This is a genomic window from Desulfovibrio sp. JY (assembly GCA_021730285.1).
GTDB lineage: Bacteria > Desulfobacterota > Desulfovibrionia > Desulfovibrionales > Desulfovibrionaceae > Solidesulfovibrio.
Map to the genome: position 1 here is coordinate 2,815,072 of CP082962.1, position 14,435 is coordinate 2,829,506.

At 65.9% G+C, this 14,435-nt stretch carries 12 protein-coding genes; 10 read left to right on the forward strand and 2 right to left on the reverse strand.

All coding sequences use genetic code 11. From position 1 onward, the window contains the following. Nucleotides 1-498, reverse strand: a complete 498-nt coding sequence (locus tag K9F62_12520; protein ID UJX39552.1) for a DinB family protein — start codon at nt 496-498, stop codon at nt 1-3. After that, a complete protein-coding gene (locus K9F62_12525) occupies nt 495-2,450 on the reverse strand; it encodes a response regulator (GenBank protein UJX39553.1) in 1,956 nt (651 codons plus the stop codon). The genes K9F62_12520 and K9F62_12525 overlap by 4 nt, the downstream gene beginning before the upstream one ends. 287 nt (nt 2,451-2,737) lie before the next feature. Between K9F62_12525 and K9F62_12530 the strand changes: the two genes are divergently transcribed. From K9F62_12530 to K9F62_12575, 10 genes are all read left to right on the forward strand, one after another. Beyond that, entirely contained in the window at nt 2,738-3,187 is a 450-nt protein-coding gene (locus K9F62_12530) for a VOC family protein (GenBank protein ID UJX39554.1), read from the forward strand. 204 nt (nt 3,188-3,391) lie between these two features. Continuing rightward, nucleotides 3,392-6,874, forward strand: coding sequence for a DNA polymerase III subunit alpha (gene dnaE / locus K9F62_12535; GenBank protein UJX39555.1), 3,483 nt, complete (start codon nt 3,392-3,394; stop codon nt 6,872-6,874). Between the two features lie 437 nt (nt 6,875-7,311). Then, nucleotides 7,312-7,707: a 6-carboxytetrahydropterin synthase QueD gene (gene queD, locus K9F62_12540; GenBank protein ID UJX39556.1), complete on the forward strand. Its 396-nt coding sequence runs from the start codon at nt 7,312-7,314 to the stop codon at nt 7,705-7,707. A 49-nt stretch (nt 7,708-7,756) separates the two neighbouring features. Then, the gene (locus tag K9F62_12545) at nt 7,757-8,635 is read left to right on the forward strand and encodes a nucleoside deaminase (protein UJX39557.1); all 879 of its coding nucleotides are present in this window, start codon (nt 7,757-7,759) and stop codon (nt 8,633-8,635) included. Nucleotides 8,636-8,650: 15 nt separating this feature from the next. Continuing rightward, nucleotides 8,651-9,142 (forward strand): D-tyrosyl-tRNA(Tyr) deacylase, encoded by a 492-nt coding sequence (gene dtd, locus K9F62_12550; protein ID UJX39558.1) that lies wholly within the window; start codon nt 8,651-8,653, stop codon nt 9,140-9,142. 67 nt (nt 9,143-9,209) lie between these two features. Next, nucleotides 9,210-9,641, forward strand: a complete 432-nt coding sequence (locus K9F62_12555; GenBank protein ID UJX39559.1) for an ATP-binding protein — start codon at nt 9,210-9,212, stop codon at nt 9,639-9,641. Further along, nucleotides 9,629-9,970, forward strand: coding sequence for an STAS domain-containing protein (locus K9F62_12560; GenBank protein ID UJX39560.1), 342 nt, complete (start codon nt 9,629-9,631; stop codon nt 9,968-9,970). The genes K9F62_12555 and K9F62_12560 overlap by 13 nt, the downstream gene beginning before the upstream one ends. Before the next feature lie 9 nt (nt 9,971-9,979). After that, nucleotides 9,980-11,224: a glycosyltransferase gene (locus K9F62_12565; protein ID UJX39561.1), complete on the forward strand. Its 1,245-nt coding sequence runs from the start codon at nt 9,980-9,982 to the stop codon at nt 11,222-11,224. After that, nucleotides 11,224-12,900, forward strand: a complete 1,677-nt coding sequence (locus K9F62_12570) for a glycosyltransferase (GenBank protein UJX39562.1) — start codon at nt 11,224-11,226, stop codon at nt 12,898-12,900. Before K9F62_12565 ends, K9F62_12570 begins: the two co-directional genes overlap by 1 nt. After that, nucleotides 12,890-14,308, forward strand: coding sequence for a glycosyltransferase family 9 protein (locus K9F62_12575; protein ID UJX39563.1), 1,419 nt, complete (start codon nt 12,890-12,892; stop codon nt 14,306-14,308). Before K9F62_12570 ends, K9F62_12575 begins: the two co-directional genes overlap by 11 nt. The last annotated feature ends 127 nt before the right edge of the window (nt 14,309-14,435 follow it).

A 14,435-nucleotide genomic window follows, 5' to 3' on the forward strand; every position in this document is an offset into this window, starting at 1 on the left:
TCACTCCGGGGCTTCCCGCGTGTAGCCGAGCAGGTCGATGTCCGCCGCCTTGATGCCGCAGACGCCGAGCAAGCCGTGGAGCTGGCCCCGGTGGTGCGTCTGGTGGTTGAAGAAGTGGGCCAGGCACAGGGCTAGGGGCGTGGCCATGGCCGTGCCTTCGGTGGTGGTGTAGCGCAGGATGTCCTCCAGGCGGGCCGGATCGAGGCCGCGCACGAAGGCCACGGCGCGCTCCTCCTCGATGTTCCGGGCGGCGGCCAGATCGGCGAGGTCCGGGTAGGGCACGGCGTCCACGGTCGTCACGGGCGCGCCCTGGCCGGTCAGGCGGTTGAGCCACAGCCGGTCGGCCAGCACGAGGTGGTTGGCGATGGCGAGCATGGACCCGAAATTGACTTCGCTTTTGGCTGTGAGCTGTTCGGGCGCGAGCTTGGCCAACTCGGCGTACAGCCGTGCATTGGCCCAGCGGTTGTAGCGGGAAAGGGTCACGAAAATATCTTTCACGGGTGCGGCTCCTCAGCGGCGGGCGCGGGTCGGCGGCGGCCCGTCCCGGCTTCCCGCAGCACGCGGGCGATGGTTTCCTTCAGGACTTCCTTTTCCATGGGCTTGGCGATGTAGTCGTCCATTCCGGCGGCCAGGAAGCGCTGCCCGTCGCCATCCATGGCATAGGCCGTCATGGCCACGATAGGCGTGTCCGCCTTGTCGCCGAAAGCGTCGCGGTCCCGAATTTCCTGCGTTGCCCGCACGCCGTCAAGGGTCGGCATCTGGATGTCCATGAAGACGAGGTCGAAATCCTCCTTGGCGAACAGGTCCAGTGCCTGTCGGCCGTCCGCGGCCGTCACCACCGTATGCCCCATGTGTTCCAGGAGATGCCGGCAGGCGATGGCGCTTATTCGGTCGTCTTCGGCCAGGAGAATCCGCAGCCCCGGTGTGGGTATCTCGGCGGGGCGGAGCGCGTCGCGGGGCACGGCCGTTCCCGGCTGCCGGGGGAGTTCCAGCGGCAGGGACAGGGAAGCGGTCGTGCCATGGCCTTCCCGGCTTTCGAGCGTGATTTCGCCGTCCATGAGGCGGGTGAGCTTCCGCACGATGGAAAGCCCCAGTCCCACGCCCTGGGTGGGGGGGAGCGTGTCCGGATGGGCCTGGGTGAAGGGTTCGCAGATCCGGGCCATGATCGTTTCCGGGATGCCGATGCCGGTGTCGGCCACGGTGAAAAGCAGGCGGATGCGCTGTTGCCCGATCCGTATGGGTTCGATGGCCAGGGAGACCGAACCCTGGCTGGTGAATTTGATGGCGTTGCCGATAAGGTTGAACAGAATCTGCCTGATCCGGACCGCGTCGCCCAGGAGGCCGTCCGGAATGCCGGGGGCTACGGAAAAGGACAGGGGCAGCCCTTTTTTCTGGGCCGAGAAGCTGAAGAGCTCTTCGATGGAGGCGACGAGTTCGCTCAACTTGAAGGGGGCCGGCGTGATCCGGATCTTTCCTGTCTCGATGCGCGAGAGGTCCAGGATGTCGTTTAAAAGCTGGGTCAGCCGCCGGGAGGCGCGTATGGCGGCCCCGATAAACCGCTGCTGTTCGGCCGAGGGCGTCGTATCCTCGAGCGCCTGGAGCATGCCCAGGATGCCGTTTAAGGGTGTGCGGATCTCGTGGCTCATGTTGGCCAGGAATTCGGTCTTGGCGCTGTTGGCCAGCTCCGCCCGCTGCCGGGATTCGATCAGGTCGGCTTCGATCTGCTTTTGCGCGGTCACGTCCTGGATGGTGCCGAAAATCTTGTTGTCCGTGGAATCATAGGTGGCGCGCGAGTTGATGTCGATGACGGCGTTATCCACCGGGCGGCGTATCTTGAACGTGACGTCGTAGGGGATGCCCCGGGCCACGAGGTCCGTCAGGGCCGCGTCGAGCATGGGGCGGTATCGGGGCAGCGGAATGTGCTGCACCTCCCGAAGCGTATAGTGGCGGTTCGGGTCCATGCCGTAGATGCGTCGCGCCCCTTCCGAGGTGGAGAGGGTGCCGTCCGTGAGGGCGACTTCCCAGTTTCCCGTCTCGGCCACGAGTTCGGCGCGTTGCAGCCGTGTTTTGCTTTCTTCCAGCTCCCTGGTCTTCTCTTCGATCTCGAACAGTTTCGTCCTGTTTTTTTTCTCCAGCGCGCCGACCAGGAAGGCCATGGCCGGCATGGTCATGAGGAAAACGGCCAGCCGGGAGACGTCGCGTGGGGCGTAGACGAGAAAATGGCCGGGTTGTGACCAGTAATAGAGGAGAAACAGGAAGGCGATGACCACACTGAGCGTCCCCGCGGCATACCCGCCGAGGTAGGCGGACAGGACTATGGCCAGTGACAGGAAAAGGACCGGGTTGGGCACGACGACGCCGTTTATCGCCAAAAAAGTCAGCACGGCCTCGATGCCGAGGATGAGCAGGGGGCCGGCCAGTATTATTGTCCAGGACGTTTTTTTCTGCATGCCTGTGCCTGCGGCGTGGATGCGGTCCGTCGTCCCGGGAAAAAAAGGACGTTGTGCACTGCTGCAACGAAGACGGCTATTGTCATAGTCGTAGCGGATAACTTGTCAAAGCGAAAGGGGAAAGGGGGGGCGTCTGCCCGGCGACTGCGCGCGGTCCCCGGGATGCGTCGGGCAGACGTGTCGGCCCGACTGGCCGTCGCGGCTTGCCTCGGGGCGTCCCGGACGCTATCCCTGTCCGGTCGCGCGGGAAATCGTCCGTGCGTTCGTTCGTTAAGGAGTACCCTGCCATGTCCACCCGCTATGTCCACACCAACATCGTTGCCCGCGACTGGCGGGCGCTGACCTCCTTCTACATCCGCCTGTTCGATTGCCGGCCCGTGCCGCCGGAACGCGACCTGTCCGGCGACTGGCTCGATGCCGCGACCGGGCTTGACGGCGCGCATATCACCGGCCTCCACTTGCGCCTGCCCGGGCATGGCGACACCGGCCCCACACTGGAAATCTTCTCCTACGACGCCCTGGACGAACGCCCCGAGGTGGGCGCCAATACCCCGGGGTTCGCCCATATCGCCTTTCTCGTGGACGACGTGGCGGCCAAGGCGCGCGAGATGCTCGACGCCGGCGGATCGGCCGTGGGGGAGCTGGTCTCGCGCGAGGTGCCGGGCGTCGGCAAACTGACCTTTCGTTACATGCGCGACCCCGAGGGCAACATGATCGAGATCCAAAGCTGGGGCTAGTGGCGGGCCTCCATGCATTCCGCGATCAACCAACTAAGATAATTGATTTTTTCGTGAAAAACGGACGTACCCTTTACCGGGCGCGACACGGAGTCGCCCGGTAAAGGGAGTGATTTCCGGGCCGTTTCCAGAAGCGCCCGGGTGCGCTATATCGCCCTGGGGCGGAGTATCCCGCGCCCAGGATTTTTACCCCCAAAAGTACCCATGTCCGATTTCGTCCATCTGCACTGCCATACCGAGTACAGCCTCCTCGACGGGGCCATCCGCATCGGCGATCTCGTCAAGACCGCCAAGGGTTTCGGCTGTCCGGCCGCGGCCATAACCGACCACGGCAACCTTCACGGCGCCTTGATGTTCTACGACTACGCCAAGAAGGCGGACCTCAAGCCCATCATCGGCTGCGAGGTCTACGTGGCCAAGGAGGACCGGCGCAAGAAAGACGCCCGCTCCCCCCGCGACGCCGGCTACCACCTGGTGCTCCTGGCCAAGGACATGACCGGCTACCACAATCTGCTCAAGCTCGTTTCCAAGGGCCACCTCGAGGGCTTTCACTACAAGCCCCGCGTGGACAAGGAACTGCTCGGCCAGTACGGCGAGGGGCTCATCGCCCTGTCCGCCTGCCTCAAGGGCGAGATCAACCAGAAGCTTCTGCGGGAGAGCCGGGATGCGGCCGTGGCCACGGCCAAGGAGTACGCGGCCCTGTTTCCGGACCGGTTCTACCTGGAAATCCAGGCCAACGGTATCCCCGAGCAGACCACGGTCAACAATTTCCTCATCGAGTTGTCCGACGACCTCAGGCTGCCGCTTGTCGCCACCAACGACTGCCACTACCTCCACGCCGACGACGCCGAGGCCCACGACATCCTGCTGTGCATCCAGACCGCCGCCTGCGTGGACGACGTCAAGCGCATGCGGTTTACCTCCAACGACCTCTACTACCGCTCCCCCGAGGAGATGGCCGAGGCCTTCAAGGATGTGCCCCAGGCCCTGGCCAACACCTGCGAGATCGCCGACCGCATCGACGTGAAGCTCGATTTCGAGGGCTACCATTTCCCGGTCTACAAGGCCCCGCCCGGCAAGTCCCTGGACGACGTCATGAGCGGCATGGCCCGGGAAGGCCTCAAAAAGCGCCTGGCCAAGATGCCGGACGTGGACGCGAAGAAATATTGGGACCGCCTGGAGCTCGAACTCGACGTCATCACGAAGATGGGCTTCCCGGGCTACTTCCTCATCGTCCAGGACTTCATCAACTGGGCCAAGGACCACGATATCCCCGTCGGGCCGGGACGCGGTTCGGCGGCCGGTTCCCTGGTCGCCTATTCGCTGCGGATCACCAACCTCGATCCGATGCCCTACGACCTCTTTTTCGAGCGCTTCCTCAATATCGAGCGCGTGAGCATGCCCGATATCGACGTGGACTTCTGCGAACGCCGCCGCCACGAGGTCATCCGCTACGTCACGGAGCATTACGGCGCGGACGCCGTGGCCCAGATCACCACCTTCGGCACCATGAAGGCCAAGGGCGTGGTGCGCGACGTGGGCCGGGCGCTCGGCATGACCTTCGGCGAGACCGACCGCATCGCCAAGCTCATTCCCGAAGACCTCAAGATGACCATCGACAAGGCGCTGGAGCTCGAGCCGGAACTCAAGACTCTTGTCCGCACCGATCCGCGCATTGCCCACCTCATCGATATTTCCCGTCGCCTGGAAGGCCTGGCCCGCCACGCCTCCACCCATGCCGCCGGCGTGGTCGTGTCCGACAAGGCCATGACCGAGTACGTGCCGCTCTATAAGGGAAAAAACAACGAAACCGTGACCCAGTGGGACATGAAGCGCGTGGAGAAGTCCGGACTGGTCAAGTTCGACTTCCTGGGGCTCAAAACCATCACGGTCATCGACGATGCGCTGAAAATCATCCGCGAGATGGGGGAGGAGCCGCCCGACTTCGAAACCCTGCCCATGACCGATCCGGCCACCTACGAACTCTTCGCCCGGGGCGACACCGACGGCATCTTCCAGGTGGAAAGCCAGGGCATGCGCAAGTATCTGCGCATGCTCAAGCCCAACTGCTTTGAAGACCTGATCGCCATGCTCGCCCTCTACCGCCCGGGGCCGCTCGGGTCCGGCATGGTCGAGCTGTTCATCCGCCGCAAGCACGGCCTGGACCCGGTCGAGTATCCGCATCCGCTCCTGGAGGAGACGCTCAAGTCCACCTACGGCGTCATCGTGTACCAGGAACAGGTCATGAAGATCGCCCAGGTGCTGGCCAACTATTCCCTTGGCGGCGGCGATCTGCTGCGGCGGGCCATGGGCAAGAAAAATGCCGAGGAAATGTCCCGGCAGCGCACCATTTTCGTGGAGGGCTGCGCCCAAAACAAGATCGACGCCAAAAAAGCCAACGAAATTTTCGACTTGATGGAGAAGTTCGCGGAGTACGGCTTCAACAAGTCCCACAGCGCCGCCTACGCCCAGATTTCCTATCAGACCGCCTATCTGAAGGCCCATTACCCCGTGGCCTTCATGGCGGCGCTCATGACCTCGGACATGGAAAACCAGGACAAGCTCCTGCAATACATCGCCGCCTGCCGCGACAACGACATCGAACTGTGCCCCCCGGACGTCAATGCCGGCCTGCCGCACTTTTCCGTCAAGAACAACAAGATCCTCTACGGCCTGGCCGCCGTCAAAAACATCGGCCGCGACGCCGTGCTCGAAATCGTGGCCGAGCGCGAGCAAAACGGCCCCTTTTCCTCGCTGCTCGACCTGACCAGCCGCGTGAACATGCGCAAGGTCACCAAGCGCGTCATCGAATATCTCATCAAATGCGGGGCCTGCGACGGCTTCGGCTGCACCCGGGCCGGACTTTTCGCCGGGCTCGATCAGGCGGCCACGGCAGGCCAGCGGCGGGCGGCTGATAAGAACGAAGGTCGCCTGTCGCTGATGGAGCTTATGCCCGACAAGCCCAAGCCCACCGTGGGCCTGGGGTTTTCCTGCTCCGAGGCCGATCTGCCCGAATGGCTCCACGAAGAAATGATGGCCTACGAAAAGGAAGCCCTCGGCTTCTACCTCACCAGCCATCCGCTTCTGGCCTACGAGCGCGACCTGCGTGCCATGCGCGTCACGACCCTGGCCCAGTGCGCCGGCCTGGAACCCGGCGTCGAGGTCAAGGTCCCCTGCATCTGCGTCACCACCAAGGAAATCATCACCAAGAAAGGCCAGAAGATGGCCTTCTGCAAGCTTGAGGACCATCTCGGCGGCGAAGCCGAAGTGGTCGTTTTTTCCGATTGCTACGCCCTTTGCCGCGAAAATCTGGCCGCCGACGCGCCGCTTTTCATCACGGCCAAGATCGGCCAGACCGAACAGACCGAAGGCGAGGGCAAGCAACTTATCAAGTTGCAGGCCGTGCGCATCGACCCCCTGTCCAAGATTATCGGCGGCAGCGACGAGCCCGTGGAAGTGTTGGTGGCCTGCCCCGAGGAAAAGGCCGTGCCCCTGGACCCCCTTGCCGACATCCTGCGCCGCTATCCCGGCCAGTGTTCCGTGCATCTGGTGCTGCATCTCCCCAAGGCCGTCTGCCGGCTGCGCCTGGGGCCGGGCTACGGGGTGCGGCGCTGCCCGGAACTGCGCCGCGAACTGGACGATTTCGAGCACGGCATGGCGCCGGCCCGGCCGTCTGCCGTGCGGTAGCGCGGCAGGGAAGGCGGAGGGAAGGCGGAGGGGAGAGAACCGGGCTCTGCCCGGACCCGCCGGGAGGCCACGGGCCCCCCGGACCCCCCGTCCGGTATGCTCTAGCGGGCGGAGGTAGGGCTGGACGGCCGGAGGCCGGAGAGTGGAAGATGGCGGCGGAATTTGCCGGGACGCTGCCGCCGCTTGCGCGGCAGGCTCGTCCCGAGCAAATTCCGCCGCCACCACGCCGTCGCCCCTGCGGGGCGAAAGGGGTGGAGGAAGATTTTCCAGAGCCTTCTGATGTCGGCTACTGGGGTGGACTCTCAAAGGTTTTAAGAAAGTTTGGTCCAGCCCCCCGTTAAAATTTTTCGGGGGGGTGGGGGCCTGGGGGAGGGGACCCCTTTTTTTAAAAAGGGGTCCCCTCCCCCAGTTCTCCCTCCTCTCCCAAAGGGAACTTTATGACGACGAATAAGCGTGGGATATGGCGGTTGACGGTGACGGAGTCGTTTAGCGCTTCGCATTGTCTGCGGGGCTATGAGGGGCCGTGCGAGAATCTGCATGGCCACAATTTCGGCGTCGAGGCTGTGGTGGAGGGCGAGCGGCTCGATCCGAAGATCGAGTATCTGATCGACTTCAAGAAACTGCGGGGGCGCTTGCGCGAGATATTGGCCCCCCTGGATCATCATCATTTAAATGAGGTGCCGCCGTTTGACGTGGAGAATCCTTCGTCCGAGAATCTGGCCCGGTATATTTACCGGAAGTTGGAGGCCGCCTTGGCTGGGGAAGTGGCCCGGCTGGTGAGCGTGTCGGTTCTGGAAAAGGAAGCCAGCAAGGCGACCTACATGGAATTGTAAGCAGCACGATTGAGGTTTGGTCATGTCGGCGGTCTCCTTTGAGGTGGATTTGGCGGAGGCGTTTGAGGCCAAGGTGTCGCGTCGCGTCCGGGAATTGGACGCGGGGGCGCTTTGGCGGCTGGAGCGGCAGGTGGCGGCCAAGCGCGAGGCCTGGTTTGAAAGCGCCGCAGGCCGGGATTTCCTGGGCAAGCGCATGACGCCCCGGCAGGCTTTTGAGACGCTCTTTTTTTCCTATATGGGCCTGCATTCCGAGGATTTGCCGGTTGTGGCCGAATCCGAGGACGAGATCGTCTGGCATTCGAAAAATTCCTGTCCGACCTTGGAGGCTTGCCTGCGGTCGGGGAGGGACACCCGGCAGGTCTGCCGGGCGGTTTACGAACGTCCGACCCAGCGTTTTCTATCGCGCCTGGACCCGCAATTGCGCTTCATGCGCGACTACTGCACGATCCGGCCCCATGCGCCGTATTGCCTGGAGCGCATCGTGCGCGTTGATTTCGACGGCATGATGCGCACCGCCATAGCCGAGGCCAAAGCCTCTTTTGCCGAGGGCAACAAAGGTTACGGAGCCGTGGTGGCCATGGGCGGGGACATCCTGGCCGTAGGACACGACACGGCCGCGACAGACGGCGATCCGAGCCGTCATGCCGAGTTCAAGATGCTGGGGGAAGCCGTCAAGGCGTATGGCGACACGAATCTTTGCGGCGCGGTCCTGGTGAGCACCTGCGAGCCGTGTCCGATGTGCGCGGCCATGGCTGTGTGGTGCAACGTGACGTCCATCGTCTACGGAGCGTCCATCGCGGACACCGTGGCCATCGGGCGTACCCGCATCGAGGTGGACACCCGGACCATTGTGGACAACGCGCCGGCGACCATAGAGGTAATCGGCGGCGTGCTTAAGGACGATTGCCTGGATTTGTATCGCTACTGAAGGTTGGAATCCTTTATGCGTCTTTTGCTCCAGCGGGTGCGGCGGGCATCGGTGACGGTGGCCGGGGAGGGCGTGTCCGCCATCGGCCCGGGTATTTTGGCCTTGGTGGGATTTGGGAAAGCCGACGGCTCGGATTTTGCCGACGGCCCTGTGTGCCGGATGATGCTGGAGAAGGTTTGCGACCTGCGTATTTTTCCCGATGCCGCCGGCAAGTTCGATGTCAGCCTGCGCGAAACCGGCGGGGAGCTTTTGCTGGTGTCGCAGTTCACGCTCTACGCCGCCTGTCGCAAGGGCCGCCGGCCGTCCTTTTCCGACGCCGCCCCGCCGGAGGTGGCCAGGCAATTGTATGACCGCCTCCTCGTCCTGGCCGGGGAAGTGTTGCCCGGGCGGGTGGCTTCCGGCGTCTTCGGCGCGGACATGGACGTTTCCCTGGTCAACTGGGGGCCTGTGACCATTCCCCTCGACAGCGCGACCTTTGGGGCATCCCGGCCTCTTGACGGCGCTTGAGGTTTCAGCGCAAAGCGTAATCGGGCTCACACGCGGCAAGCGGCCGCAAGCCATCCGGAGCGGGATTTTGAAACAGCCGGTGATTCACAAGGTCTTTGGCGCCATCTCCCATCCTGGCGACAGCCGTCGGCTGGCCAAGGACGTGGTGGAGTATCTGGCCCGCGAGCATCTGGCCGATCCGGAGGCCCTGCACGACCTCGACATCATCCTGACCGAGGCCTGCGCCAATGTCTGCCGGCACGCCTACGGCGGTGCCCCGGGCCGGGTGGAAGTCCGGCTGGATGTGCTGCCGGGAGAGTGGGTGGAGCTTGAGATCGTGGATTGGGGCAAGGGATTTGCCTCGGACGCCCGCTTCGAGAATCCGGGACCGGATTCCGAGGGCGGCCGGGGCCTTTACATCATGCGCATGCTCTCGACGCACTGCCGGGTGCATAAGCGGGACGGCGAAAACGTGGTCTTCATCCATAAGGACATAGGGACGACGCGGTGGAAAAGCTGACCATCATGCATGTTGGAAACGCCTTGATGCTGCGCTACGTCGGCGAAATCACCCTGGAGATCACAGGGGACCTCAAGCGCAGCCTGGACGCGGAACTCGACGGGAACAGCGTGGCCACGGTCGTCATCGACCTTTCCGAAGTCACGTTCATGGACTCCTCCGGCATCGGCTTCCTGGTGTCGGTCAATACCCGGATGCGCAGCGCCGGACGGTCTTTCTACCTGTATCGGCTGAGCAGACCCGTTGAGAAGACCCTGGGTCTGGTCCAGTTGCTCCAGTTCTTCCAGATTCTCGCCGACGAAACCGCCCTGGCCGCCGTCTGCGGCTGACGGGGCGTCATGGCTTCTTCCCGGCATGTCGCCACGCCTGGTTCCCGAAGGCCGCTTTTCCGTCAAAAGCTGCCCCGGGTGCTGTGCCTGACCAGCCGGTTGTTTCTTTTGGGCGAGGTGACGGCCGCTTGCAAGCGGCTTGGCGCGCCGTGCCGTTATCTCGAAACCGGCGACAGCATGGACCTCGACGCCTTCGTGGCCCTGGTGCGCGGCGCGGTGGCCGAATTCCGTCCGGATTTTCTGTTGACCGTCAACCATCTGGGCGTGGACCGCGAGGGCGTGCTGCTTTCGCTGCTTGCCGAGATGCGCCTGCCCTTGGCCTCGTGGTTCGTGGACAGCCCGGAACTGACCCTGCCGCTCTATGCGCCGGCGGCGACGGCCGACACGGTTCTTTTCACCTGGGACACGGACAGCATCGAACCGCTTGTCGCGGCCGGGTTTCCCCACGTCCATTATCTGCCGCTGGCCGCCGACGAGACGCGTTTCGCGCCGCGCCCTCCCGAGCCGGCGGACCATCCCTGGCGGGCGCGGGTGTCTTTCGTCGGCAATTCCATGCGCGTCAAGACCGCCTTGCGCCTGGCCGCCGCCAGACCGCCGCAGACGCTTCTCGACGCCTTTGGCGAGCTGGCCGCCGGGTTTGGCGCGTCGCATCATCGGTTGGTGCGCGCCTACATGGCCGAGGCCCGTCCCGAGCTCCTGCCGGCCTATGCGGCCCTTGGGACCGTGGAGCGGGGCCTGGCCTTCGAGACGGCCGTGATCTGGGAATCCACCCGCCGCTACCGGGCCGGGTGCGTGGCGCGCACCATGGCGTACAAGCCGTTGCTTGTCGGCGATCCCGGCTGGCGCGACACCTTTGGCGGCGAGGGAGCGGACTGGCGCTACCAGCCGGAGCTGGCCTATTACAACCAGTTGCCGCTTTTTTATCCGCTCTCCGAAGTCAATTTCAACGCCACCAGCCTGCAAATGAAGGGCGCGGTCAACCAGCGCGTCTTCGACGTGCCGGCCTGCGGCGCGTTTGTGCTTACCGACGCGCGGGCCCAGATGGAGCGGCTTTTCGAGCCCGGCCGCGAGGTGGCCATATATAGTGATGCCGAGGAGATTCCCGAACTCCTCGCCCGCTACCTGGCCGATCCCGCCGCCCGGCAGGCCATTGCTGCGGCCGGCCGCCGCCGGGTGCTGGCCGAGCACACCTATCCCCGGCGCATGACAGAGCTTTTCGCCGTCATGCGCCAGACCTTCGGGGGCGGCGCCTGATGGTGGTGGGGCAGGCGCCGTTTGCCCGGTTGCCGGAAGCGGTCTGCCGCCTGCTGCTCGTCGGCGGGCGCGGTCCCGGACTGGTGGCGGCCCGGGACGCGGCCATGGCCGCCGGGGGGGCGTGTCCGTCCCTGGCCGATGCCCTGGCCCTGGCCGTGTGGCAGGACGCGCCGCTTTGGCCCGAGGCGGCGGCGGTGCTCGCGACCCGCAATGCCAGCCGTACTTTTTTGCCGCCGGAGACGACCCACCTCGCGGCCCAGGTGGCCGCATATGCCGGGAAAAGCGTTCCCGAGCCCTATTTCGAGCGTCTGGCCGCCAGGCGCGAGACGGCCAGGATGCTGGCCTATCTGCTGACCCGGCACGGGAAGTCCCCGGACGATCCCGGCCTGGCCCACAGGATCGCCTGCCTGGCCCCCATGGTCGGGCAATTTGACGAAGCCGTGGATGTCTTGGCTGCGCTGCCGGAGCCGCTTGCGCCGCTTGGGCGGCAGGCGGCCGGCGAACTGGCCCTGCTTGCCGGCCGGGCCGGTGCGGCTGCGACATTGTTTCAGGGCACGTTGCCGACGCCGGCCGTGGACAAGCGTCTGGCCGAGGCGCTTGTGGCCGCCGGGAACCGGGAAGGGGGGCTAGCCGCGCTTTCCCGGGCGGTTTCGGCCCGGCCCTTCGACGCCTTGGGACTGGCCCGGCTGCACGATCTGGCCGTCGGCTTCGATTGGCGCACCGTCCCGCTCCCGGGTTCGGTCGCGGTGCTGGTCTATTCCTATAATAACGCCCGGCTGCTGGAGCGCACCCTGGACGCCCTGTCCCGGACCGACTGGACCTTTGCCGCCGACGGGGCGCGGCTGACGGTGCTGGACAACGGCTCGGGCGACGACACGGCCGCGCTGCTTCGCGGCTGGCGCGAACGCCTGGCCGGGCGCCTGGACGTCGTGGCGCTGCCGGTCAATATCGGCGCGCCCGCCGCCCGCAACTGGCTGGCCGCCCTGCCCGGGACCCGAAGCGCCGGATTCGTGGCCTTTCTCGACGACGACGCCTTGCCGCCGCCGGACTGGCTGGGGCGGTTCGGCGCGGCCGTTGCCGCGCATCCCGGGGCGGGTGTGTGGGGCGCGATGATCCGGGGCATCGGCAGCCCGCATTTCGTCCAAAGCGCGGACACGCACCTGCTCCCCACGCCGCGCTTGCAGGGGGAGTGGGGCAGGGGCTTCGATCTGGCCCGGCCCTGGCTGGCCACGGCCGATGACGGCGCGTACGGCGTGTGCCGGCCGTGCGCCTCGGTGACGGGCTGCTGCCATCTGTTTCGCGCGTCCGTTTTGGCCGATCTCGGCGGCTTCGACCTGCGCTTTTCCCCCACCCAGTACGACGACCTGGATATGGACCTGCGCCAGTTGCTCGCCGGCCGGCCGGCCGTGTGCCAGGGGCATTTGCGGGTGGTCCACGCCAAGGCCACGGGCGCGGCCTCGGGCCAGGGCGGCGGGCAGTACGGCTCGGGTTTCGCCAACCAGTTCAAGCTCCACCACAAATATGATGACGGGCAGTTTGCCGCCGCCGCCGAAACGGCCTTTGCCGCCCTGGCCGGGGACTGCGCCGCCAAGGCCGAGGCCCTAGCCGGCATGGGGCGCATCGCGCCGGAAACGGCGGCCTTGTGGCGCGTTGCGGAGGACGGCCGTGGCGGCTGAAAAACTCCCCATCGCCGTGCTCCAGACCCAGCGTATGGGAGACTTGATTCTCACCTATCCGCTGCTTTTGTGGCTGGCCCGGCGCTACCCCGGTCATCCTGTCACGGTGGTGGCCGAGCCAGATTTCGCCGCGCCCCTGGCTCCCCTGAGTCCCCCGGCCGGCTATTGGCCGCTGTCGCGCGGGGACGAGTTGGCCCGGCGCGAACACGCCCTTGTCGTCAACCTGAGCATCCGGCCCGAGGCGGCAAGGCTTGCCAGCCTGATCCCGGCGGAAACGACCCTGGGCCCGGTCGCCGATGCGGCCGGCGTGGTGCGGGTGGCCGGCGACTGGCAGCTCTACCGGGCCTCGGTGGTCGGCAACAACCGCCACAACCGCTTCCACTGGGCCGAGCTCAATGCCCTGGACCTGATCCCGGCCGGCGACATGGCGGCAACGGTCTGGCCTGCCCCGCGCGGCGGTCGGCCCGACCGGTCCAAGGTCGGGGTGTTCGTGGGCGCAAGCGAGCGCGACAAACGGCCGTCCGCGGCGTTTAGCGGGGCGCTTTGCCGGGAACTGGCCCGGCGGGGGCTGGTGCCGGTGCTCCTTGGCGGTCCGGGCGAGGTGGCGCTCGGGGCCGAGGCGGCAAAATGCGCCGGCATTGCGGTCGCCAACCTGTGCGGCAAGCTGGGGCTCATGGAACTGGCCGTGCTCGGCCAGGAACTTTCCCTGCTCATCACCCCGGACACCGGCCCCATGCACCTGGCCGCCTGGACCGGGCTGCGCACGCTCAACATTTCCGTCGGGCCGGTCAGCGCCTACGAAACCGGGCCGTACCAGCCCGGCCATTTCGTGCTGCGGCCCCGCATGTCCTGCCGGGGCTGCTGGGGCTGCGGGCGGGATCGGCCGTATTGCCGGGAACGCCTGGACGCGGCCCGGGTGGCCTACGTGGCCTCCCGGCTGGCCCGGGGCGAAACGGACCGGCTGGCCGGGGCGGTGGTCCCCGGCTACGAACTGCTTACCACGGGCCGCGACGGGTTGGGGCTCTACGCGCTGACGCCCCTTTGCCGGGGGGAGCGTCCCGACGCCCGGGAGGCGTTGGGGGCCTTTTGGCGGGCCCAGTTCGGCTGGCTGCTCGGGGCCTTTGACGCGGCCGCGCCCCGGGTCGCCCTGGACGCCCTTGCCCAGGACCATTCCCGGCTCCTTGTCGCCCTGTCCCGGGGGCTGGCCGGCCTTGGCGCCCGGCTTGTCCGGCTGGCTCGCCAGGGAGACGTGCCCGATGCCGGCTTTGCCCTTACCTTTGCCCCGGTGGTGCGCCCCCTGGCCGGATTTGTCGAACGCCTGCTGCAAAACGCCGACGGCGACCGGGCCTCGCGCCTGCGCTGCCTGGCCTTGCTCGAGCGCACCGCGTCCCTCGTTTCCCGGTCCTGAGCACTCCCCGCTGGGCCGTTTCCCGCCCCTTCCATTTGTCTCCGCCGCCCTTGCTCTTGTCCCGATTTTTCGGGTCCGGGGCCGCGTATCGGCCCGGCAAGGCGGAAAAAAACTCCCTGCCGCCTTT

Coding starts and splice junctions, on each gene's coding strand:
- K9F62_12525 (UJX39553.1), bottom strand. CDS start 2,450: ATGCAGAAAAAAACGTCCTGGACAATAATACTGGCCGGCCCCCTGCTC.
- K9F62_12530 (UJX39554.1), top strand. CDS start 2,738: ATGTCCACCCGCTATGTCCACACCAACATCGTTGCCCGCGACTGGCGG.
- dnaE (UJX39555.1), top strand. CDS start 3,392: ATGTCCGATTTCGTCCATCTGCACTGCCATACCGAGTACAGCCTCCTC.
- queD (UJX39556.1), top strand. CDS start 7,312: ATGACGACGAATAAGCGTGGGATATGGCGGTTGACGGTGACGGAGTCG.
- dtd (UJX39558.1), top strand. CDS start 8,651: ATGCGTCTTTTGCTCCAGCGGGTGCGGCGGGCATCGGTGACGGTGGCC.
- K9F62_12565 (UJX39561.1), top strand. CDS start 9,980: ATGGCTTCTTCCCGGCATGTCGCCACGCCTGGTTCCCGAAGGCCGCTT.
- K9F62_12570 (UJX39562.1), top strand. CDS start 11,224: ATGGTGGTGGGGCAGGCGCCGTTTGCCCGGTTGCCGGAAGCGGTCTGC.